This is a genomic window from Paenibacillus sp. ISL-20, assembly GCF_018613005.1.
GTDB lineage: Bacteria > Bacillota > Bacilli > Paenibacillales > Paenibacillaceae > Paenibacillus_AQ.
Window position 1 is genome coordinate 18,054 of the sequence record NZ_JAGGRD010000061.1, and the last position, 22,866, is coordinate 40,919.

17 protein-coding genes are annotated in these 22,866 nt (G+C 51.0%); 12 read left to right on the top strand and 5 right to left on the bottom strand.

All coding sequences use genetic code 11. From position 1 onward, the window contains the following. Positions 1-3,449 (bottom strand): hypothetical protein (locus J7E85_RS28310; RefSeq protein ID WP_215163260.1); only part of this gene is annotated, 3,449 nt, incomplete at its 3' end. 650 nt (positions 3,450-4,099) lie between these two features. Here J7E85_RS28310 and J7E85_RS28315 point away from each other — a divergent pair. The 7 genes from J7E85_RS28315 (at position 4,100) to J7E85_RS28345 (ending at position 10,384) form a co-directional block, all read left to right on the top strand. Further along, positions 4,100-5,605 carry an HD-GYP domain-containing protein gene (locus J7E85_RS28315; RefSeq protein ID WP_215163261.1) on the top strand — a complete coding sequence of 502 codons (1,506 nt, stop codon included), beginning with the start codon at positions 4,100-4,102 and terminating at the stop codon, positions 5,603-5,605. A 330-nt stretch (positions 5,606-5,935) separates the two neighbouring features. After that, positions 5,936-6,139, top strand: a complete 204-nt coding sequence (locus tag J7E85_RS28320; RefSeq protein ID WP_009593042.1) for a CsbD family protein — start codon at positions 5,936-5,938, stop codon at positions 6,137-6,139. Between the two features lie 32 nt (positions 6,140-6,171). After that, positions 6,172-6,447 carry a hypothetical protein gene (locus tag J7E85_RS28325; RefSeq protein ID WP_215163262.1) on the top strand — a complete coding sequence of 92 codons (276 nt, stop codon included), beginning with the start codon at positions 6,172-6,174 and terminating at the stop codon, positions 6,445-6,447. 146 nt (positions 6,448-6,593) lie between these two features. Next, positions 6,594-7,880, top strand: coding sequence for an MFS transporter (locus tag J7E85_RS28330; RefSeq protein ID WP_215163263.1), 1,287 nt, complete (start codon positions 6,594-6,596; stop codon positions 7,878-7,880). Between the two features lie 74 nt (positions 7,881-7,954). Beyond that, positions 7,955-8,623, top strand: a complete 669-nt coding sequence (locus J7E85_RS28335; RefSeq protein ID WP_215163264.1) for an NAD(P)H-binding protein — start codon at positions 7,955-7,957, stop codon at positions 8,621-8,623. Positions 8,624-8,691: 68 nt separating this feature from the next. Further along, the gene (locus tag J7E85_RS28340; RefSeq protein ID WP_076326022.1) at positions 8,692-9,072 is read left to right on the top strand and encodes a RidA family protein; all 381 of its coding nucleotides are present in this window, start codon (positions 8,692-8,694) and stop codon (positions 9,070-9,072) included. A gap of 286 nt (positions 9,073-9,358) precedes the next feature. After that, complete coding sequence (locus tag J7E85_RS28345) at positions 9,359-10,384, top strand: serine hydrolase domain-containing protein (RefSeq protein WP_251036106.1); 1,026 nt, start codon at positions 9,359-9,361, stop codon at positions 10,382-10,384. A gap of 108 nt (positions 10,385-10,492) precedes the next feature. On the opposite strand, the gene J7E85_RS28350 is transcribed toward J7E85_RS28345, so the two are convergent. From J7E85_RS28350 to J7E85_RS28360, 3 genes are all read right to left on the bottom strand, one after another. Continuing rightward, positions 10,493-11,257, bottom strand: a complete 765-nt coding sequence (locus J7E85_RS28350; RefSeq protein WP_215163265.1) for a tryptophan-rich sensory protein — start codon at positions 11,255-11,257, stop codon at positions 10,493-10,495. 97 nt (positions 11,258-11,354) lie between these two features. Continuing rightward, positions 11,355-12,971 carry a response regulator gene (locus J7E85_RS28355; protein WP_215163266.1) on the bottom strand — a complete coding sequence of 539 codons (1,617 nt, stop codon included), beginning with the start codon at positions 12,969-12,971 and terminating at the stop codon, positions 11,355-11,357. Position 12,972: 1 nt separating this feature from the next. Beyond that, a complete protein-coding gene (locus J7E85_RS28360) occupies positions 12,973-14,757 on the bottom strand; it encodes a cache domain-containing sensor histidine kinase (RefSeq protein WP_215163267.1) in 1,785 nt (594 codons plus the stop codon). 154 nt (positions 14,758-14,911) lie between these two features. Between J7E85_RS28360 and J7E85_RS28365 the strand changes: the two genes are divergently transcribed. The 3 genes from J7E85_RS28365 (at position 14,912) to J7E85_RS28375 (ending at position 18,059) form a co-directional block, all read left to right on the top strand. Beyond that, positions 14,912-15,793 carry a carbohydrate ABC transporter permease gene (locus J7E85_RS28365; protein WP_071222084.1) on the top strand — a complete coding sequence of 294 codons (882 nt, stop codon included), beginning with the start codon at positions 14,912-14,914 and terminating at the stop codon, positions 15,791-15,793. Then, positions 15,793-16,629: a carbohydrate ABC transporter permease gene (locus J7E85_RS28370; RefSeq protein ID WP_215163268.1), complete on the top strand. Its 837-nt coding sequence runs from the start codon at positions 15,793-15,795 to the stop codon at positions 16,627-16,629. Before J7E85_RS28365 ends, J7E85_RS28370 begins: the two co-directional genes overlap by 1 nt. Before the next feature lie 140 nt (positions 16,630-16,769). After that, the gene (locus J7E85_RS28375; protein ID WP_215163269.1) at positions 16,770-18,059 is read left to right on the top strand and encodes an ABC transporter substrate-binding protein; all 1,290 of its coding nucleotides are present in this window, start codon (positions 16,770-16,772) and stop codon (positions 18,057-18,059) included. A 269-nt stretch (positions 18,060-18,328) separates the two neighbouring features. Here the strand turns inward: J7E85_RS28375 and J7E85_RS28380 are convergent, their stop codons facing one another. After that, positions 18,329-18,541, bottom strand: coding sequence for a PLDc N-terminal domain-containing protein (locus J7E85_RS28380; RefSeq protein WP_215163270.1), 213 nt, complete (start codon positions 18,539-18,541; stop codon positions 18,329-18,331). A gap of 312 nt (positions 18,542-18,853) precedes the next feature. Between J7E85_RS28380 and J7E85_RS28385 the strand changes: the two genes are divergently transcribed. Beyond that, positions 18,854-21,955 (top strand): DEAD/DEAH box helicase, encoded by a 3,102-nt coding sequence (locus J7E85_RS28385; RefSeq protein WP_215163271.1) that lies wholly within the window; start codon positions 18,854-18,856, stop codon positions 21,953-21,955. A gap of 69 nt (positions 21,956-22,024) precedes the next feature. Further along, on the top strand, positions 22,025-22,762 hold the full coding sequence (locus J7E85_RS28390; RefSeq protein ID WP_215163272.1) for a hypothetical protein: 738 nt from the start codon (positions 22,025-22,027) through the stop codon (positions 22,760-22,762). The last annotated feature ends 104 nt before the right edge of the window (positions 22,763-22,866 follow it).

Consider the following 22,866-nt stretch of genomic DNA (forward strand, 5'->3'; position numbering starts at 1 on the left):
ATGGTGCCCTTGGCGATTTGGCTTCCGGTTACAGAGCCCTCAGCGAGAGCAAAGTTATCAAAAGCGCCCGGTCCAAGGTGCTTGCTCTCGATGGAGCCTTCGGCAATCAGAGAACCGTTCAAAGACCCATCAGCCACGTTTGCGCCCGTGATGGTACCTTCAGCAATTTGGCTTCCGGTTACAGAGCCCTCAGCGAGGTTGAAGTTATCAAAAGCGTCGGGTCCAAGGTGCTTGCTCTCGATGGAGCCCTCTGCAATCTGCAAACCATTCAAAGAAGCCGCCGCAATGTTCGCTCCCGTGATGGTTTCCTTGGCGATTTGGCTTCCCGTAACAGAGCCATTAGCCAGATTGAAGTTATCAAAAGCGTCGGGTCCAAGGTGTTTGCTCTCGATGGAGCCCTCGGCAATCTTGGAGCCGTTCAAAGAACCCGCCGCAATGTTCGAACCGGTGATCGTTCCATGGGCAATTTTAGCCCCCGTAACCCCATGATCCTGAATAAGCTCCGTTGTAATCGCGCCGGCTTCAATATGCTCCGTGCTGATGCTCTTCGTCTGCAAGTGATGGGGAAGAACTGCGCCTTCTGCCAATTGCCTTGATTTAACTGACCCGGGTTGCAATTGATCAACCCCGACACTATCCGGCTGCAAGTGGACATGGCCGACGGACTGATCCGCCAGATGGGCCATGTTGACGGAGTAAGGGGCAAGATGGTGACTCTGAATAGAGAATAACTCTATATGCTTGGAGGCCACAGCCCCTTCGCTGAGATGGTCGCCATGGATCGATTCTCCGGCAATATGCTCGGAAAGAACGGCATCGCTTGCGATGTGCGATGATTCAATGCTGTCGATCTGGATATGCTTTGCGTTGATCGAGCCTGGTGCAATATGCCGATCGGTTACGGCAATATTCTCAATGTGCTGTGATTTGACCGCCTCCTCACCAAGATGGTCCGAAAGGACGCTCGCTTCTTGCAGATGCACTGCCGAGATGGAGAGCGGTTTGATTTTTTCTCCGCTTACGGCGTTTGTTTTCAATGCCGTCCCCGATACGGATGAAGGCGTGAGGTGATCTTCCGTAATCGATTGCGATTCAAGCTTTGCTCCTGGAATGCTGCCGTCTGCAAACAACATGTCGGCCGAACGGCTTTCGTCAGCCAAATGGTTTAGCGTAATGGACTTCTTTTTCAAATGATAGCCGTGGATCGCTTCTTGCGTAATATGTTTGCCCAAGATGGATTCCAGTCCTAGATGCACTCCCTCAACCGCCTGCTGGGCAATTTTGTCCGAGGTAACGGCCCCATTCTGAATGGTTTCCTTGGCTACGGAATGGGCTGACAGGTGAGTGGACCGTACGGCTTGTGATGCTATTTTGTCAGCAGTTACACTACCCTCTGCAAGTTTGGACGACGTAACGGAAAGATCCACCAGCTTGTCGGTTGACACGCTTTCCGGTGACAGTTTTAAGGACGTTACAGTATGGTCTGCCAGATGCCGAGGTGCAATAACCCCATCGCCGATGGACGATTCGACAATGCTGCCTTCCGCAATTTTATCGCTTGTTACCGCTCCGCGTCCGAGCGCTTCTGTCCCTACGCTCTCGGTCTGCAAGTGGCAGCTGGCAACCGAGCCGTTGGTTAAATGCGAAGCTTGGATCGCTCCGTCTTGTATGGCATGTGCTCCGACGCTGTCCGCAGCAAGATGCTGCTGTAGAATGGATTGGCTTGCGATATTGCTGGAAGTTACGCCACTCTGCCTGATGATGCTGCCACCAACCGAGCCTAAAGCCAGCTTACTGCTCGTTACGCTTTCGGGTGCGAGCTGTTCTTCCCCAACCGATTCTCGTTGAAGATGCTGTCTCGCGATGGAACGGTCCGCCATGTGCTGCTCTCCAATCGATCTGGAATGGATTGCCGCCCCGAGCACGCTTTCAGGAGCAAAGTGCTGTGGCAGGATGCTGCCAATTGCGATATGTTTTGCTTTCACTGCATCTTGAGAGAGGTGCCGGGCTTGAATTGCTTCCGAAGCGATTTGGGACGATTCCACGGCCCCTTTAACCAGATGGCGCGTTTGTACGGCTTCATTGGCAATCTTACTCGGGAGAACACTCTGATCAGCGATTTTTGAGGCCGTAACAGCCTGCTCGACCAGTTTGGCTGTATGGACCGACTGATCGGCAAGTTTGGAGCTCGTTATGCTGGAATCGCTCAGGTGACGGGTGGACACGGCACAGATGTCAATCTGATCGGGACCGACGGAACCAGGCTGAATCTGATCAGGTCCTATCGCCCCGTCTTCCAAATGGCGGGCGCCCAGCGATCCATTCTGAATATGGTCAGCTCCAATGCCTCTAACAGCAATTTGGTCAGTGCCGATGCTGCCCTTGGCAATATGCTCTGATGTCACGGCCCTGCTGGCGAGATGGTCGCTGTTAATGGCTTTCTGCTGTATATGGGAGCCGTCCACGGCACCATCGGCTATTTTGTTTCCGGTGACGGCGCCATCGCGAATTTTGGATGATGTGACGGCATTATCGGCAAGCTTGGAGGTGTGAACTGCATCATTGCAAATATGCCGGGTTTCTACGGCACTTGATGCGATTTTCTCTCCAATAACGGATTGGTCGTCCAGCAGCTCTGTTGATACGAGCAACTGCTCGAGATGCCTTGCAGTAATAGCGCCGTCGGCTATTTTCTTCCCTTCGACGGCATGGTCCGCCAACTTTTGGGTGGTTATGCTCCCATCCTTGATTTTGCTTGCGTTAACCGAGCCGTCCCTGAATTTACGCGTCGATAAGGTTCCATCCATGAGATGCTCGCCTGTGACTGACAATGGAGCAATCTTGCTGGAGGTCACTGCTTCGTCTGCAATGTGAAGGCTTGAAACGCTGTAGTCTTGCAACGCTTCGGGACCGATCGATCCTCGAGCCAGCTTGGAAGCCGTAATAGACTTGGAGGCGATCCGGTTCTCGGTTATGGCATATTCACCTATATCCTCTGTAAATATAAATGCTCCCTTAATTTCGGGCATTTCCTTTTCAAGAATCAACTGCTCCGGCTCGATTTCCGAATCCGGAAGGGATGGGGGATCGGAAGGCAATGTCAGGTTGTCAGAAGACAACGTCAGGTTCTCAGAAGACAACGCCAAGGAGTCAGTAGGTATCGTGAAGGTGTCAGAAACTGCAGGATCTTCCGTTTGTATGGCAAAAGTTTCGCCAGATACCACTGGAGCAGTGACTTCTTCTCTTTCTTGCTGCCTTAATTCGATAATGCCAATGAGATCCTCTTCCGGATCCGCGAGGGGTAATGTTGAAAGAATGTGGGCATCTTTTTCTTTTTCTTTTTCGGGACTGCGTCCATTACCGCGTAACAGGTCGAGTTCCCTGGTACTAGGGTCAACTCTGAAGGGTTGGTTAGAAGATGTTGACGAGTTTTTTTTCTTTTTCTTCAAAACTGCACGCTCCTTCCGAATACTGATCGTCTCCGGTATCATATGCAGCCGTTTAGGCGGCTGTCACTGGTCTTTTGGGATTCGACACACGAAAGGGCAGCGTAACATGGAAAAGGACCCGGCCAAAGGCCGAGTCCTTGATTGAACGCTAAAAAGCACATATAAAATTTAACCCCTGACGGCCGATAACGGCTGTACAGTCGGTTCCGTATTTGAAGTATTTTCAAGAATCTTTGCTTCTAAAACGACAAAAGCCCTGCCTCTCTTTCGTCCTTGCGGCTCCGATGACCGCGCCAGTGTGAATCAGAAATCCGTTCCATAAAACTCATACTCTAGGGTCATAAAATAGGAATTTGCACTTCAACAGAGATGTAAATAACCATGTTTCGAGGAACTAACGGGGTTAAACTTCATGTAACAATTACTTATTATAGCACAGGTGCTCGCAATAAGCAAAGATATTCAAATGTTTATTAGAATGTCATGTAAAAACGCTTGATTTTTTACTGAAATCCAACGATATTCATATTAACAGTTTTTTCTTGCAAATTCTGCTGCTGAACTCTTAAAATTGTAGCATCATGTCGAATACGTTCGGATCTCATATGCCTTGCCGATGTGTATCATCTGTTAATGAAAGAAGGCGTTCCATGCAACTGTATAAGTCTTTTCTTAAACAGCTAATCCGGAACTATATGATCGGGTCCATTGCAGCTGTGCTTGTTGTGGGTGGCGTATTAATGGTAACAACTCTGGAAATTCCTTTTGAGGAAGGCGCGCGTCTTGTGGTCATATTGGCCATTTCGTTCATGGTGATGATTGCGTCGGAGCTGACCGTCTTTCTTCGGTATTTACGACCGATTCACGCGGGGTTTGATGAAGGCCATACGGATTTGGAAACGTTGGAAAAAGCATACTTGAGTATACACCGCATGCCGCGTATGGTGGTATACCGCATATTCGGACCTCATCTGCTTGGTTTGTCGCTTCCGGCCATTCTGCTTACGGTCTGGATGATGGAGCAGGAAAAACTGAATTTTCCGCCGTTCTATATATGGCTGGCTTGCCTTGGGGCGGTCCTGCTAGCCAGCTGTCATGCCATGATCGAATTCTTCCTGACGATCGCTGCTATCCGTCCGCTGATCAAGGAGATTCGGCGGCAGGCGTTGTCGCGTTATGGCGTGGATTTTTCCCTTGAGGGCCATGTATTCATGGCGATTCGGACGAAGTTTCTGCTGAGCACGATGCTGATCGGCACCTTTCCGCTGTTTCTGTTCAGTCTAGCGGTGCAGATCCGTCTGGAGGGACTCAGTCAGATCATAGCTCAGCAGTACTGGGGTTGGGCGGGATTTATATTGCTTCTGGGTGTCGGTTTTGCTTATATCGGCGCTTGGCTCTTGACCCAGGATTTACAGCGGCCGATCCGGCAGCTGTACCGGGCGATGAATGAGATTAAGGAAGGACGTCTGATCCAGACCTCCAATCTCTATTCCGATGAATTTTCCAATTTGATCGCGGGGTTCAATATGATGGTTCGCGGTCTGCAGGTGCGGGAGGAGCGGAACCGCAAGCTGCTGGACAGTTACTTTGCTGCCCTGGCAGCGGCGCTGGATGCCAGAGATCCTTACACAGCAGGACATTCGCTTCGGGTGGCGGAATACTCGGTGTTAATCGGCCAGCTGGCGGGACTTAGCGCAGTGCAGGTTGATCTTTTGCATAAGACGGCATTGCTGCATGATATCGGCAAAATTGGGGTGCGGGACAACATTTTGCTGAAGGAAGGAAAGCTGACGGCAGAGGAGTTCGATCAGGTAAAGGCCCACCCGGCTCAAGGAGAGAACATTCTGCTGCAGATCGAGCCTGCCGATGCGATGGCGCCTTATCTGGAGGGAGTGCGATCCCATCATGAGCGTTATGACGGGGGCGGATATCCTGATGGGTTGAAGGGGAAGGAAATCCCGCTGTTTGGCCGGATTATTGCTGTGGCCGATGCCTATGATGCCATGACGTCGGATCGGCCCTACCGCAGCGGCATGAAATCCGTTGATGCCTTGAACATATTGGAAGCCGGCAGGGGAACCCAGTGGGATCCCGATTATGCGGGCATGTTCGTTAAATATATGAAAGCGGAGAAGAAGGTCATTACGATCCGCTAGAGGTGACAAGCAGGGAAATCGCAACTGGTTCTGTGGAATAGGAATAAGAAAGAGACCGTACCTGTGCAGGTAAACGGTCTCTTTTTTGTGTGACTGTCGTTAACATATCACTGGACCCCAGGGCAGCAGACAAGTGTTGCGATTTCCATGCTGCTTCTGCCAGTTGGCTAGAGATGAATGAAATATGGATATCATATCATCTGTTGAGTCGTATACCGTCTCATCGTGATGACATCGTTTGCCAGGATTCAGAGAAACTTCTAAGGGGTATACAGAAGTACAGGCAATTCTACATTTCATCATTCATTACTCTAAGAGGAGCTGATATTTATGGATAGCAACGTATTTAAAGGGAAATGGAAACAGATGAAGGGTGAAGCGAAGAAGCAATGGGGCAAATTGACGGATGACGATCTTGATGTGATCGACGGCGAGAAAGATAAATTGGTTGGCAAGCTGCAGGAACGCTACGGACATACGAAGGATGCGGCGGAGCGTGAATATACGGATTGGAGTGCAAGATACCGCGACTAGTCCATAAGACGATAAGGGAGGCAGAACGAATCATGTTGGAATCCCGGGTTGTGACCGGCAAGGTGATCGATATTCGTGACGGCAAGGTGTTTACCTTACACGGAGACATGGTCAGCACCTATCATTTGGGATACTATGAGATGATGAATGAGGAAGTTCTCCCTGTCATGGACAGTCAGCAGGCGGCAGCGCCCACCGCGGGCCTCATGGCGGAGGAAACTGCCGAATCCTCCGGCTGGCTCCGCAGGGAGTGGAAACCGCTGACCAGCTTCATAACCGCTTGGAGAAAGAGTGCAAATCGAGCCTGATTTGCGCTCTTTTTTTGTCTCTTTAAGTTTGGATGTTCAGGTTATGCGCCATGAGAAATTCATGTGAGTTTTATATTTAAAAAGTCATATTGACTTGGGTCCGATGCGGTGTAGAATGAGGTCAAAAGGAAGTATGATCAGCCCATTTGAAGTCATCGAAGGAGTGTATCACCATCAAGGCTGTCCAGGTTATTCACAAGCCGCACAAACAGGTTTCGCACCAGCGTAAACATTTGATGACGGCCACATGGGAAGGGGTGCCGGCTGTCATCTTGCAGACACTGTTGGGCGGTCCCTTCTTGACAGGGTACTTATTGTACTTAGGTGCGGAATCCAGTGAGGTTGGGTTTGTTCTGGCTGTCACTACGCTGTTCAACGTGCTTCAGATTCTGGTTGCGTACCTGATCCAGCGCCTGCAATACCGCAAGAAGGCGATGATTATCTTCACCTTTATGCACCGCATTTTGTGGGGGGCTACGGGGATCATCCCGTTTATCTTCCCGGAACGATGTTGGATTCCGGTGTTTATGATCCTCTATATGGCCGCCTTTATTGCCAATACCGTATCCGGTATGCTCTGGACCTCGCTGATCAGCGATATGGTGCCGTCCAAGGTCCGGGGACGTTATTTTGGCATACGTAATACCATCTTGAATGCGCTCGGCGCCTTGACCCTGTTTGTTGGCGGGATCATCCTGGACCGTGTTCCCGGCGGTGGAGGCTTCCTTATTCTGTTCATCATTTCTTGGATCGCCATTGCTGCGAACTTATCCTTATTCTTTTTGTACCCTGACCCTCCCTTCGAGCACTCGAGCGAGCGTCAGTTTAAGGCGATGATCCGAAAGCCGCTGTCGGATACCACGTTTATCAAATCTACACTGTTTCTGGCGGGCTGGCTCTTTCTGCAAACGCTGATTGTTCCGCTCTACTCGTATGCCATGCTGGACGTCTTGCATATCTCGTATTCGGTCGTATCCATTATGACCGTTGCACAGACCGTGATCATGATGATCGGTTTCTACGTATGGGGGAATTTGAATGCGCGCTACCGCAACAGAACCTTGCTCTATTGGACATTGCCGCTGATTGCGGGGTCATGCTTGACATGGGGCTTGCTGTCCGTCCTGCCCGTGATTCCGGTGCTGCTGCTGTCTCATATGCTGCTTGGTGCTGGCGTAGGTGGCTTTAACCAGCTTGCCTTTAACTTTATGATCGGGGATACGCCGAAAAGCGAACGCCCAATGTTTATCGCCGTATACTCTGCCATCACGGGTTTCACCTCTTTTCTGGGTCCCGTGCTGGGCGGGCTCATATTCAAAGGGATCGCAGATGCACCGGACTGGGTAGCCCGATATGGCTTCCAAACCACAGTGGGCATCCTGATGGTGCTCATCGCTTTGACGGTGGGGCGGAGAGTGCTTCGTGCTGCTTAGAAGAGCAGCAGGCTGCCGAGGCCTTTCATGTCATTCATATTTCATATCATGAATTGAGGGAGGTGTGAGGTGGAATGGTTGCACTCGTAGTCGGGGCTACAGGGCTTGTGGGTCGTATGGTAATTGAAGAACTGCTGGGCCGTGAGGAGGTTGAGGAGGTCCGCGTGCTGGTACGAAGACTTCCTGATGTTGCGCATCCCAAGCTGTTGCCCATCCTGGTGGAATGGGATCAGCTGGATCGATACAGCGAAGCTTTTTCCGGCGTCCATAGCGTGTACTGCTGCCTGGGAACAACGATCAAAAAGGCCGGTTCCCAGCAGCAGTTTCGTAAAGTGGATGTGGATTATGTCATCAAAACAGCAGAGTTGGCTAAGCGGCACGGGGTAAGACAATTTATGGCGGTCAGCTCCGCAGGTGCCAATCCGAAGGTGCGTAATTTCTATCTTCGGACCAAGGGAGAGGTTGAAGAAAAGCTGGCCGGGATCGGTTTTCGGGGGCTGCATCTGTTCAGACCGTCATTATTGCTGGGCGAGCGGTCAGAGCGGCGGTTTGGAGAGCGGGTGGCATCGGTTCTCATGACTTCCCTCGACTTTGCATTCAAAGGTCCGAAGCTGGCCCCATACCGGGCTATACCAGCACGGAAAGTAGCCAAGTCGATGGTGAATATCGGCTTAACGGATATGAAAGGCCACCATGTGTATACCAATGAAGTCATCCATGTTCTCGGCGAGGCAGCAGATTAAATTTGCCAGAGTACCTGTGGCAGATTACAATGTACACATATAGGAATACATAGAAAGGGTGACAAAACATGAGTAAACATATCATATCGACCAACAAAGCCCCAGGAGCTATCGGACCATACAGCCAAGCTGTAGAAATCAACGGATTTGTGTATACTTCAGGCCAACTGGGATTGAATCCGGAAACAGGGGAATTCGGTGAAGGGGTTCAGGAGCAAGCGAAGCTGTCGCTCAGCAACGTAAAGGCGATCCTTGAAGCAGCCGGGACAAGCCTCGACCACGTGGTGAAAACCACCGTATTCTTGAAGGATATGAACGATTTCGCAGCGGTGAACGAAGTGTACGGCAGCTTCTTCTCCGAGCCATACCCGGCACGCAGCGCCGTTGAGGTTGCTCGTTTGCCGAAGGACGGACTGGTTGAGATTGAAGTCATCGCCGTTAAGCAATAAGCGATAATATCACATGTAAAAGGGAGCTTTGCCTGCATTGGCAAAGCTCCTTTTCTAAGAGATAAGAAAGTATAAACATCCGAGGCTCAGCATCCTTATCTCGCAAGAAAAACTTCCGCTAAATGCGGTCTGTCTTCTGAGAAAGTACGTCGATAGACGTTTTTCTTATGTTTTATGGAGAGTGCAGCATTGAATGATGCGAACTTACGTTCTATAATACACTGAGAAGCAAGTATATAGGTCAAACTAATAATAGGGAGGGGATACCTTGGGGATGGAGCCTAATATGAATAAGAATATTCGAGAATGGATGGAGCAATATCAGGTATCCGGTTTAAGCATGGCACGGATTGCTGAAGGTCATATTCGGGTGGCAGAAAGCTACGGCACTTTGGAAGCTGGAACCGGCAACATGGTAACCGGACATTCAATATTTAACGCTTGTTCGATCAGTAAATTCGTTACCTCGATGCTCGTTATGAAGCTGGTTGGTCAAGGGCTGCTGGATTTGGATGAAGATGTTAATGTTAAACTTACCACCTGGAAAGTTCCAGAGAACGAATTCACCCGGCATAGCAAAGTGACCCTTCGAACATTATTGTGCCATCAGTCGGGAATCAGGGATCCTGAAGGCAGCTTTGGCGAATGGGACTCCGCGCATGGTTTCCCCTCTATGGTAGAACTGTTGGAGGGAAGGACGCCATATTGCAATGAAGCGATTCGTGTCACATATGAGCCCGGGAGTGAATTTGTATACTCGGATGCCGGTTTTTGCATCATTCAACTGCTGATCGAAGACGTGTCTGGTAAGCCATTTCAGGTGCTGATGAAGGAGCAGGTATTTGAACCGTTAAATATGAAGGGCAGTATACTGAATCCGACCATTTCCCAATCCATAAGCGGACAGTTATCATGTGGCCATCACAAGAACGGGGAGTTAGTTCAGGGCAAATATCCGATGTACCCCTACGCGGCAGCATCCGGTTTATGGACCACACCATCCGATCTAGCCATCTTGGCGATCGAATTCATGGATTCTTTAAATGGCAGAAGCGGAATAGGATTATCTGAGGACAGAGCGAAGGAATGGATTACTCCTCAATGCAGCAAGGAATGGACCGGGCTGGGTGTTTTTTTGGGTGAGTCTGATCAAGAGGTTGAGGTTTCATCACTCGGATGGGGCGTGGGATTTCAATGCATGTTGACCATGCGGCCGTATTCAGGGAAGGGGATCATAATCATGACAAATACAGATCTGGGCGTTCATCAATCCAAGGGGATTATAGGAGATATTCTGAGATCAATGGAATAGAACCCTTGCAACCCCCTGGATTAGATCAACAACAGCCTTTACGTTTGATCGAGTAGGAAGCGAATCGTAAGCAAGAAACTTCTCTTTTGCGTAAGATCTAGACTCGGTTTAATACCGGGATCTTCTCCGATTGCGCGTAAAGAAGAGCCATATGGCATATACAAGCAGGACGATAGAGAGCACAAAGGCGGTCATTAAGATGCTGTCGGTCTCCCGATGCTCGGCCGCGATGGCGATGTAAGCCCAGGTAAAGACCAGCGGCACGATGCTGTCCCGGTAACGCTGGCCGATCAGTATGGCGAGTAAAGCACCGATGCAGAGCAGCACAATCCCCAAAGTGGTTTCGCGCAGGCCGAACAGGCTCCAGTCATTCTTCTGAAACACGATCCCGACATTGACGATAAAGGCAGGGCACACCCAGCCCAGATAGAGGCTAAACGGCAATTTCAGACAGAACTTCTCGCCTGACGTCGGATAGTCGATCGTATGCGTGCGGACATATAGAACCCACAGGGTTAACAGCAGTAAGAACATCATCACGACAGACCATTCAATATAAAGATAGTGCCACAATACAAGCCACGCCATATTGAATACGCAGCTGAGTATAAACCATGGCCCGATGGATCGTACGGAATCGCGGTTTCCGGTATCACGACGCAGCTGGTAGATGACAAAAAAGAACAGCAGCACATAGATGACGGACCATATAGAAAAGGCATATCCTGCGGGAGTGATCGCTGCATAATACATATCCGATATCTCCCCGGTTGTTCTGCCGGCAAGCGGCAGCATGCCTGATAACACATTCACGGCGATTACCCCGGCGAATAACAGCAGATTCCACCAGCGGTACGGGTTGTTGCGGTACATACAATCTCCTCCTGATATCAGTCTGGAATATATAGAATATACCCAAAAGAATGAATATCGAGCCAGCAGCTAAAAGAAAGAGGCACTAGCCCTTCACTTAACTCATATGTTTCTTGCGGTATTCGTTGGGCGTGAAACCCTCCATCTTCTTGAACACTTTGCTGAAATACTTCTCATCCTGGTAACCGACCATCTCCGCGATTTGGGCGATCCGGATCTGGGGATTGAGCAGCAGCGTTTTAGCTTTGTCGATTCGAATCCGCCCGAGAAAATCCGATAGCGTCACGCCGAATTCCTGCTTGAATTTGCGCGAAATGTACTCCCTGCTAAGAAAGAACTTCCCCGCAATTTGCTGAAGGGAAATCTCCTCATGATAGTGCTGCTCCAAATAGTGGGCAATGTCATGAATGATATGATTGTCCTTGGAATGAATCTGAGTAAGGACACGGGATGCCGCATAAAGCCTTCCGCTGATCTGTTCGCGCCAGCGATCCCAGCAGATCATGCCCTCCTCGCTGTAAGGAAGCGGGGAGGGAAGGTCTTGCGAGATTTCAGCGTCTTCGACGGGTTCTTGCGTGCTGTTTACCTCATTTTCCGTCCAGTGATACTGGATCCAGTCCCATTCCGAATTCCACCTGGCCAGATGTTCCGGCGATACGAGATCCCTCTCGCGAACATCCTGCAGCCACTCTTCCGTGGCGGTCTCGATGCGTTCCTTGCTCCCGCTGAGTGCAGCCAGCTTGAATTTCTCCTCGTAGGAGGAGAGCCGCAGGGTGCGCGAGCCTTCGCTTTCAACAGCACGTTCGCGATGGATGCGGCATTTGCCGGTTAATAAATTGCGGCTGTACAAGGCTTGGGCGGCATTTAGATAAGCCTTCGGCAGATCGTCGGGAAAGGCGCCTGCTTTGGCGGCACCGAAATGGCTCCGCCTGCGAAGGGTGGAGAAGAACCCGTCATTTATTCGATCCAGTACGTCGGTAAAGGGAAGCCGCGGATTCCAACAGAGAATAATGATTTCCCCGGGTTTGTCGATATGTCGAAAGGCAACCCCCTGTTTCATCAACAGCTCATTGCAAATATTAATGAGCGTGAAGGATAGCAGATGGCGCCTGTTGCGGAATTTGGACAACAAAGCTTCGTCAAATTGATCATCGCGTAGCACCGCAACATTATAGATCATGCTGGTTACTGGCAGCGTCATCCGGTTCCGCAATTGAGAAACCACGCTGTCCTTGTTGCCATAGCCGTTAACTAGATCCGAGAGCAGGCGGTCCATATAGAAAGGGGTCATCTGATTCATTTCGATATTCTGATTGGTAATCTGCTGCCGCTTCTCTTCCTCGAGCTGCCAGGTTTGAACCGCTTTGGTCAACGCCTCGTTCAAGCTGTCCGGTTCAACGGGCTTGAGAATATAGTCAATGCCTCCGGAACGGATTGTATGACGTACATATTCAAAATCATCATATCCGCTAATGACGAGTACTTTAATATCCGGTTTTGTGGTATGCAGCCAGGTGAGCAGCTCCAATCCGCTTTTGCGGGGCATTCGCATGTCGGTCATGACAATTTGCGGTTTGTTCTCCTCGATTAAGCGCACTGCTTCCTCACCGTCAGCGGCCTGATCGATTTCCGTTATGCCATGCCGCTCCCAGTCTGCCAGAAGCCCTATAGCCTCCCGCACATGCTGTTCGTCATCTACGATTAATACTCTCATTCTACTGTTCACTCTCCCATGTGTTGATATCGAGCGTGACCCTGACGCCGTGTGGCACTACATTCTCTATCGTTAATCCGGCCTTGTTGTCGGAGTATAAGTTCAAACGCATCAATACGTTTAAGAGCCCAATCGAATCATTGCCGGTATCGTTTCGGTCAGGGTGGCCGTAAGCGGTCGCAAGCTTGCTGCGAATCGAAGCGAGCTCGGACTCTTCGATGGATGACCCGTTATTTTCAACGACGACGATCAAGCGGCGATCTTCCGAGATGCGGGTGGATATGGATATATGTCCGACGCAAGCGTGTGTATTCATGCCATGCTTGAAATAATTCTCAACAATCGGCTGCAGGATCATTTTCGGAACCGGAGCCGTAAGGCTTTCCGGATCCAAGTCCCATGTGATGTCCAGCTGGTCCCGGAACCGCTGCTTCTGCAGCTCAAGGTACAGCCGCACATGGTTGATCTCATCCTGCAGCGTTACTTTGCCCTCACTGTTTCGCATATTGTAGCGCATCATATTCGCCAGCGAAGAGAGCAGGGAATAGATTCGCGGCACATTGTGCTGCAGGGCCAAGGTACCGATCGACTGGAGCGAATTGTATAGGAAATGCGGATCGATCTGAGCCTGGAGTGCCTTCAGCTGATTGGTCTTATTGGCGATTTCCAGACGGTACTCACGCAGGATCAGGTTGTTGATGGTGTCCATCATGGTTCGGAAGCGGCGGGAGAGAATCCCGATCTCATCCGGGCTTGTAACCTCAATATCCACGTCAAGCCGCCCGGTTTTCACCTGATTCATATAGCTTGTGAGTTGTTTAATGGGTTTTGTAATCCGAATGGATATCCATAGCGTGCCGAATATGACAATGAACAGTGCTAATATCGCAATAATCGCGTTAATGCTCGTTAGTTCTGTCGAATGTTTGTACAGCGTTTGATGCGGGATTTGTTTGACAAGCGTCCAGGGAGCGTAAGGCAAATCAAGCTTCTCGTAGACGATCATCGCGTCTTTGCCATCGTAATATCCATTATCCGCTTGAGCGATTTCGCCTATAAGCACAGGGTCGTCTAGACGTTGTCCTCTCTGCTGCGAATCCGGACCGTAAATGATGCTCCCCTTGTCATCAATCAAGTATAGCTGTTCTTCCCCTTTAGCATACAGCTGATCGCAAATAGCCAAAATACTGTCAAGTTTCACATCGATGGCCATAAGGGCATATTGGTCGGGTGACGGTACGTTGGTGATGGATCGATAGAAGGTGAAAACTTCAAAATTCAGAATGTCCGCAGGCCGCGGAGGGAACCCGTAACTGTGCACCTGATGGACAAGCTCGATGGCCGTATTGCCCGGGCCGAACTCTTCTATTTTGCGATAGGGGGCCTGCCGGAATTCCCTGCGGGGCAGATTGCTGGATACTTGGGTGGACTGTCCTGTCAAATTATTGTGCAGATAGATTTGATGCACGTCCTGCGTGCCTGTTTGGATGGCCTGCAAGGTCGTATACAGCTCGGCTACAACCCGGTGATTATCGGGATCGAGAGCAAGATTGCGCAGAAAATGGGGATCGGAATATACGGACAGGGAGGCGCGGTCGATGCCGTGCAAATAGTTCATCAGATTGGTCGCTCCTTGATAAATCAACCGTATATTTTCATTCACCGTCTGCTCCTTCACGGACTCGCGGGTATGCGTAAACGTGATCAATAGCGAGAGCAGGAGCGGAATGGTTGTAACAGCGAGCATAAACGTGATCAGCCGGGTCTGGATGCTGCGGTATTTCATGAAGGATCACCCCCTGAATTATCGAATGGACATAAGCGCGTATGGTCAATATTTTACACCTAACGGTTCATGATTCTCCGTGTTTATTGTTTACAGGTTACCGCATAATGGCTGTACATCATACAACAACTTAACGAAAAGGGGAGATCAAGGGATGAATCGAAAAAAATCTTCGGCGCTGCTGCAGCAGTTTCTTTTCGTGGGACCTTCCACTATTTTTTTCATCCTGATCATGATCATTCCGTTCCTTCTGGGTCTTTATTATTCCTTCACGAACTGGAATGGCGTGTCAAGCAAAATCGACTTTGTCGGCTTTGATAATTTTGTTACCATCTTTACCAATGATGATAAATTCCGTGATGCCTTCTGGTTCACAACCCGGTTTACGGTGCTTGGCGTCATCCTGACGAATCTGCTCGGATTTTTACTGGCATACTTCCTGACCAAGCCGCTTAAGACGCGAAACGTGCTGCGGACGATCTTTTTCATGCCAAACGTGATCGGCGGCTTGCTGCTCGGTTTCATCTGGCAGTTTATCTTTGTCAAAGGGTTTGCAGCGATCGGCAATGCCACGAACCTGGGATTCTTTAATCTGCCGTGGCTCGGCACCAAAGGGACTGCCTTCTGGGCAATTGTAATCGTTTTCGTCTGGCAGACGGCCGGTTACCTGATGGTTATCTACATCTCCTCACTCAACAACGTGCCGAAGGATATTCTGGAGGCTGCCGAAATTGACGGCGCGAGCAGAGGGCAGGTACTACGGTCCATTATTATTCCGCTTGTCATGCCGGCGGTTACGGTATGTTTGTTCCTGGCGATATCCTGGTCCTTCAAAATGTTCGACTTGAACCTCTCCCTGACCAAAGGCGGGCCGTTCGGCTCCACGGAGTCGGTGGCCATGAATATTTACAACGAGGCTTATACGAATAATCGTCTCGGACTCGGAACGGCGAAGGCAGTCATCTTCTTCATCGTGGTTGCTATCATAACAAGTCTGCAGGTTCGATTCACGAAGAGCAAGGAGGTTGAGGCGTAATGGAGACCACGAGAAAATACCGGCTGAACACCATGGCCACTGAGATCATCATGATCATCGTAGCCTTGCTCTTCCTGGTCCCGTTCTACTTCCTGTTCGTGAACTCCGTCAAAACCTTCGGCGAGCTGTTGACGGATTCGGCCGGGCTTCCGACCGCCTTTGAATGGAGTAACTACTCTCGGGCGTGGGACATTACCAACTTTCCGCAGGCGTTCTGGAATTCGCTGGTCGTTACGGTGGCAAGCAATCTGCTGCTGGCGCTGTTAAGTGCCATGACCGCTTACCAGATGGTTCGCCGGAACACGCGTTTTAACCAGATCATGTTTGCACTGTTTGTAGCGGCGATGGTCATTCCGTTCCAATCGATCATGATTCCGCTCGTGAAAGTGACGGCAACGCTTGGGATTAACAACAGCTTGTATGGACTTATTATTTGCTACCTGGGCTTCGGAGTTCCGCTGAGCGTATTCCTGTTCCATGGGTTCGTGAAATCGATCCCGATGGAGATCGAAGAAGCCGCAACCGTGGATGGATCCAGCGGATACGGCGTCTTCTTCCGGGTGGTATTCCCGCTGATGAAGCCGATGTTCGTTACAGTCATCATCCTGAACACCTTGTGGATCTGGAATGACTATCTGCTTCCATCCTTGATCCTGCAGTCCGCAGAGCTTCGGACCATACCAATTGCTACTTTTGCCTTTTTTGGGCAGTATACGAAGCAGTGGGATTTGGCTCTTCCGGCGCTGGTGCTGGGGATCATGCCGGTCATTATTTTCTTCCTGGCCATGCAGAAATACATCATTGAGGGCATTACGCAAGGAGCGGTGAAGGGATAGTTGTCAATCGGTCAATTCCTTCCCCCTCAAAGATCAATATAATACCTGATTTAACGAAAAAAGGTTGATTATACTGAAAAAGTAAACGCTATCAACGAATGCAACACACGATGTTATAGAAGAAAAAGGGAGGATTCACAATGAAGAAATACGGTAAGCTGCTCCTGGTCATGGTTCTGGCTTTCTCCACGCTGCTTGCGGCCTGCGGCGGCAAGAATGAGGACAATCAAGGCGCTGAAGGTGGTGCCGAAGGCGGAACGAAAACGATTAAGATTTTCCAATTTAAAGTCGAAATTGCCGAGGCTTTGAATCAACTGAAAGCCGAATACGAAAAAGAGCATCCCGGCATTAAGCTGGACATTCAAACCGTTGGCGGCGGCTCCGACTATGGCGCAGCGCTGAAAGCGAAGTTCGCTTCCGGCGATGAGCCGGACATTTTCAACGTTGGCGGATATCGCGATCTCGAAACGTGGTTCGAGAATGTCGAGGATCTCTCGGATCAGCCATGGGTGAAGGACGTGGTCGACGTTGCCAAAGAGCCTATGACCAAAGACGGTAAACTGTACGGACAACCGATGACGATCGAGGGTTATGGATTCATTTATAATAAAGACTTGTTTGAGAAAGCAGGTATTACCGAGCTTCCTAAGACGCTTACGGAGCTTGAGGATGCGGCCAAAAAACTGCAAGCGGCTGGCATTACGCCATTCGTTAATGGATACCAAGAGACTTGGATTTTGGCTAACCACTTGCTGAACATTCCATTCGCCCATCAGGAGGATTCGGGTGCATTCGTCAAAGGCATGAATGAAGGTACGGAGAAACTGGTAGGCAACGCGAAATTCGACGAATGGATGAGACTGTTCGACCTTACTGTTCAGTATGGTCAGAAGAACCCGCTGACGACAGATTACAACACGGAAATCACGACCTTTGCCAGCGGTGAAGCAGCCATGACCCAGAACGGGAACTGGACGCAAGTGCAAATCGACGGCATCAATCCGGATCTGAACATTGGCCTTCTGCCAATGCCGATCAATGACAATGCCGAAGAGAATGACAAGCTTCCGATCGGTGTGCCAAACAACTGGGTCGTGAATAACAAATCCAAGGTGAAGGATGAAGCCAAGGAATTCTTGAACTGGCTCGTTACTTCGGAGACCGGTAAACGTTATATTACAGAAGAGTTTAAGTTCATCCCGGCACTGACCAGCATCGAGGCGAATAGCGAGACGCTTGGCGATCTGGGTAACGATGTCGTGAAATACAGTAAAGAAAACAAAGCGCTCAGCTGGGAGTTCAACAAATTCCCTGATGGCGGTATGAATGAATTCGGCAGCCAGATGCAGGGTTATGTGGCTGGCAATGTGGACAAGAACCAATTGTTCGAAGGCATTCAGAAATCATGGGAAAGCTTGAAGGCAAAGTAATCACGAAGGTGGCGCCTATCATCCTATACCAGCGAAATCCTCAATTGACGTGAATAGGGACTGTCTCAAAGGTATATCGTCTTTTTGAAAACAGCCCCGATGTCATTCATGCATCATAAAAGGTCGAAGACAGACTCATTTAGAGCGCTGGTCTTCGACCTTTTTGTTGTTGGTTGCCTCACGCTTCAGCTCTGAGGACACCGTCTTTATAGTTGATAAGCATGAACCCCGTGGCTAAGGGGAGCGGAAGAATCGGATCATGATCATTACTAATAATTATTTCGGATCAGCAAATAAATAATGAGACCGACAACAGGGAAGAACAACAAGCCCAGCACAACCAGAATCGCAAATTCGGGGCTGCGGCCTTTTCGCCGGGCGTCATTATAACCCCATACGCAGACGGCAATGTGAAGAAAGAAGAAGAATAATCCCAGTAATAACGTCACAATTCCCAAAATACCAAAGCCAACAAAACTCATAATAAAATACCCTCCCGAACTCTAAATGTATGATCTACATACGGTCGATCAGCAGAAGGGTCGCAAAAAAACAAAAAGATTTGGAATTTTTCTGTTGGGGGTAACCGGAGATTGCATAAGAATAGGGATATTTTATTAACCTATATAGGAGAGTTCTGCAATACATAGATCACAACGAAATAGTAAATACATGGTATGATAAAGGTTGACGTTATTTTGGCGTGGGAACGATTTCGCATCGTTTTGAAATGTTGAAGCTATCGTATAAGATAGTAATAATATCTATAAAGCAGGAAAAGACGGGAGACAACGATGAATCAACCGCTCTATGGCGTATGGCTAGGTGACGTATTCTTTTGTTTTTCCGGTGAGGTTTCGGAACCGAGAGTGGATGCTTGGAGCCGCGTGGTCCGTACCTTTCGCAGACCGGATGGAACCCGTCCCTTCGCTAACGCTTCCCTCCGGCTTGCCGAGCTCAGATATCCGGCCAAAGTCCTCGGATCGAAAAGCACACGGCGTCCGGAACGGAAGACACTTGGCGGACGGACGATGGAAGGGCTTGCGCTGACACCGGGAGACGCATTTCAATTGCTGATCTCACTGGATTCTGAGTATTATCAGACTCAGGGACTAAACGTCGGTGAGGAAATGGAATATTGGGTACAAGTGAGCAGATTTGCATTGGAGCTGCTCCTGCAAGGGAAGTTTGCACCGGGGACGGCCGAGGTGCCTTCCGTAGGCAGGCGCCGGACAACGATGCAAAATATAAAAGCGGTATGGAAGCCGCAGCTGTCTGCCGAGGATGCAGCACGCTTTCTGCAGCTGGCAGCGAATATCCCGCCCATTGCGATTGGGACGCCCGCAGCTCTTGCCGGATTCGATCCTTCAACCCGTGAGGAAGCAGGGGCTATTGTGCTGTATTCATTTCTGTGCGGCGTGATCGACAGCCAAGCCCGGGCAGCTGTCCGTGAATCGGAGGATAAGCTTCGGACCTACCTGGCGAATTACCGGCGGGGACAATCTCCACTGGCCGAGCTGTGGTGGAACAGCCTGTTGACCGTCAGTCGGGATATTCCCATTCAAGGGACGGCTGAGGAAGTCAGCGAGCTGGAGGAAGCTGTTGAACGTGTTGGAGGGACGACGTTTCCTTATGCCAGCGGGGAGGATCAGCCTCACGAGAACGGAACTGTTGGACTTGGGCTGCGGCTTGAGCCGCCTCTGGACGAGAACCAGAAGGACTGGAAGGTGTCCTTCTGGGTACGAAGCCAGGAGGACGAAGGCTTATCAATGCCAGTCCGCAGCATTTGGGGAAATCCGGAATCCGATCAGCTGATCCGTGGACGGATGTATTCTAGGATTCAACTGCAGCTGTTAATGAAGCTGGGTGAAGCGGTAGAACTGGCACCGGAGCTGGCCGCAGGCTTGTACGGGCGTGCTCCCGAGAGCGTGACGCTATCGCTTGACCGCTTGTCCACGTTTATGAAGGAATCAGTTCCGAAATTAACGGCGAGCGGCGTCACGGTTCAAATGCCTTCACGATGGAGCAGGGAAGGGCGCCGCCGCGTCGGCTTATCTCTCAAAATGATGCCGGATGCAAGACCATCCGGTGAAGCGCATCCGCTGCCGGTGTTAGGCATGGAGCATCTGGTCAGCTTTCAGATCTCTGCAGCGATGGGAGGCCAATCCCTGACGCGCGAAGAGTTAAAGTTTCTGGCCGAACAGAATCTGCCCTATGTCCAGTTCCGCGGGGAATGGGTTGAGGTGGATCTGAAGGAGATCAACCAAGTGCTGCGGTTCATGAAGCGCCATGAGCAGGGCGAGATGGAGCTTGCGGAATGGATGCACCTTAGTGCTGATATGGATGGAGAACGCCTGTGGAAGGGTCTCTTTATCGAAGAAGTGGAGACAACGGGTCTGCTATCTTCCTTACTGGATGGCGAAACGGCCCGCAAGCTGCCGTCCCGCCCAATTCCTTCCTCCCTTCACGGCGAACTGAGACCGTATCAGGAACGGGGGTATCAGTGGCTTAGTGTGATGCGCGATTTGGGATTTGGTGTTTGCCTTGCCGACGATATGGGACTTGGAAAAACAGTACAGGTCATCACTTGTCTGCTGGAGCGTCTCAATACGGAATCCGCTGGCGGTCCGGTGCTGATCATTTGCCCGACTTCGCTTCTGGGTAACTGGCAGCGGGAAATTCAGCGATTTGCACCAGATCTGACCTTACATGTGCACCATGGGGTTCGACGTCTGCGTGGAGAAGACTTCCTGCAGGAAGCGGCCACTCATGATATCGTGTTAACCACCTATCACTTGGCGGGAAGAGACAGCGGTGATTTATCTGCGATCCAGTGGTCGAGTGTGGTGCTCGATGAAGCACAATATATTAAGAATTACCGTACGAAGCAGGCGCAGAGCGTCATGAAATTATCTGCGCCTCACCGTATTGCCATGACCGGAACACCGGTGGAGAACCGTTTGGCGGAGCTGTGGTCGATCTTTCATTTTCTCAATCCGGGATATCTCGGCTCCTTTAACACCTTCCGTCAGCGCTATGCGCCGGGAGAGGGGCAGCAGGAGAGATTCCGTGAGCTTCATAAGCTGGTATCTCCATTCATGCTGCGCAGACTTAAGAGCGATCCGGATATCCGCAAGGATCTGCCGGAGAAGCTTGAATTGAAATCGTATTGCCCGCTGACTGAGGTTCAAGGTGCGATGTACCAAGCGGTTGTCGATGAGATGATGGGACAGATCGAGAGCCGGTCGGGCATGGCCCGTAAGGGACTCGTGCTTTCGTCCCTCACCAAGCTGAAGCAAATATGCGATCATCCGCAGCTGCTTCGACGTGACGAAGGACGCGCGGTGCGTGCGGAGTCCTCGGGCAAAATGGAGCGCATGCTTGAAATTCTCGATAGCATCGCAGATGTCGGAGAATCGGCGTTGATCTTTACCCAGTATGTGGGCATGGGTGAACTGCTGGTAAGCATGCTTGGACGTAAATACGGGAAGGAGCCGTATTTCCTTCACGGAGGGGTGCCTAAACGGGAACGGGATGAGATGGTACGGGCATTCCAGGCTGGCGAGGGACCCGAGTTCTTTGTTCTATCGTTAAAAGCCGGGGGCGTAGGCCTGAATTTGACCCGCGCGAACCATGTGCTTCACTATGACCGGTGGTGGAACCCGGCGGTCGAGAATCAGGCGACGGATCGTGTATTTCGGATCGGGCAGCATCGTAACGTTCAGGTGCACAAGCTGATTTCTCAGGGAACGCTGGAGGAGCGGATTGACGAGCTGATCGAACAGAAGAAGGCGTTATCCGAGCAGGTTGTCGGATCAGGCGAAACATGGCTGACGGAAATGTCAGACGGTGAGCTCCGCCAGCTGATTGAGCTGCAGGAGCAAGATTGGATGTAACCGGATTGCGTACGGAGCATGGAGCAGCCGAAAAGACATACAAAAATGGACGCCAAGGAGGTGTAGGCTATGGAATCTGCGGAATCGGCCGAACGAATCAGGCTGGAGATCGAACCCGGATGGTTAAAGGGGAAAGTGAATGGAGCCGATGAATCATCGGGGACGTATGAGGTCAGCGTTCAGGTGAAGACGCTGAACCCTGCTGCCCGTGAGGCGGTGCTGGCTTATCTGGAGGAAGACCCGCAGGCGCTGTACCGCCTGCTTGCAGGTCAGGAGGCCCCTTGGCTGGGCGAGCTGGCGTCATCGCCCCTGCAGGGCGAAGAGCAGGCCGCCGATGCCCGCTGCACCTGCGGCCAAAGGGCCTGCGGGCATGCCGCAGCCTTGCTGGCTGCCGCGGCCCTGCGGCTTGCGGCAGAGCCGCTCCAGCAGCTGACGCTGCTGGAGCTGACGCGGGAAGCGCTGCTGGCTGGCGTCTTCGACGCCTGGGCCAAAGCAGCCCCGTCGCCAGCAGGCGGCTCTGCCGCAGAGCAGGCCACCCGCGCGAAGGAGAAGGGACCGTCCGGTCCTTCTCCGGGCGAATGGGTGGCCGAAGCGGCGGCCGAGGGCCGATTGCACCGGCCCGGCCCGCAGCTTAGCGAGCTGGCGGTGCAGCTGTCACCGCCGCCTCCGGCAGATCAGCTAGGCCCAGTCGGCGACTGGACAAGCTTACTGCCTGGCGTTCGCGGCGCTCCCAAAGCGCTCAGCGTGATTGCCCGCGGAGCGGCCAAGCAAGCCGAGCAGAAGCGCCGCAGTTTGAAGTCGCCGTAAGATTGGAAATCCATCACAGAATTGCAATGAATTTGATAGAAGCGGCGCCATAAATCGAGGGAAACGGCCGGATATTTGACGTAAACGGAGATTATCCGGCAGGA

What these genes read in the sequence shown, in the direction of transcription:
- J7E85_RS28385 (WP_215163271.1), top strand. Translation starts at nt 18,854, where the DNA reads ATGAATCAACCGCTCTATGGCGTATGGCTAGGTGACGTATTCTTTTGT.
- J7E85_RS28335 (WP_215163264.1), top strand. Translation starts at nt 7,955, where the DNA reads ATGGTTGCACTCGTAGTCGGGGCTACAGGGCTTGTGGGTCGTATGGTA.
- J7E85_RS28375 (WP_215163269.1), top strand. Translation starts at nt 16,770, where the DNA reads ATGAAGAAATACGGTAAGCTGCTCCTGGTCATGGTTCTGGCTTTCTCC.
- J7E85_RS28380 (WP_215163270.1), bottom strand. Translation starts at nt 18,541, where the DNA reads ATGAGTTTTGTTGGCTTTGGTATTTTGGGAATTGTGACGTTATTACTG.
- J7E85_RS28345 (WP_251036106.1), top strand. Translation starts at nt 9,359, where the DNA reads ATGAATAAGAATATTCGAGAATGGATGGAGCAATATCAGGTATCCGGT.
- J7E85_RS28365 (WP_071222084.1), top strand. Translation starts at nt 14,912, where the DNA reads ATGAATCGAAAAAAATCTTCGGCGCTGCTGCAGCAGTTTCTTTTCGTG.
- J7E85_RS28350 (WP_215163265.1), bottom strand. Translation starts at nt 11,257, where the DNA reads ATGTACCGCAACAACCCGTACCGCTGGTGGAATCTGCTGTTATTCGCC.
- J7E85_RS28340 (WP_076326022.1), top strand. Translation starts at nt 8,692, where the DNA reads ATGAGTAAACATATCATATCGACCAACAAAGCCCCAGGAGCTATCGGA.
- J7E85_RS28370 (WP_215163268.1), top strand. Translation starts at nt 15,793, where the DNA reads ATGGAGACCACGAGAAAATACCGGCTGAACACCATGGCCACTGAGATC.
- J7E85_RS28390 (WP_215163272.1), top strand. Translation starts at nt 22,025, where the DNA reads ATGGAATCTGCGGAATCGGCCGAACGAATCAGGCTGGAGATCGAACCC.
- J7E85_RS28315 (WP_215163261.1), top strand. Translation starts at nt 4,100, where the DNA reads ATGCAACTGTATAAGTCTTTTCTTAAACAGCTAATCCGGAACTATATG.
- J7E85_RS28355 (WP_215163266.1), bottom strand. Translation starts at nt 12,971, where the DNA reads ATGAGAGTATTAATCGTAGATGACGAACAGCATGTGCGGGAGGCTATA.
- J7E85_RS28320 (WP_009593042.1), top strand. Translation starts at nt 5,936, where the DNA reads ATGGATAGCAACGTATTTAAAGGGAAATGGAAACAGATGAAGGGTGAA.
- J7E85_RS28360 (WP_215163267.1), bottom strand. Translation starts at nt 14,757, where the DNA reads ATGAAATACCGCAGCATCCAGACCCGGCTGATCACGTTTATGCTCGCT.
- J7E85_RS28325 (WP_215163262.1), top strand. Translation starts at nt 6,172, where the DNA reads ATGTTGGAATCCCGGGTTGTGACCGGCAAGGTGATCGATATTCGTGAC.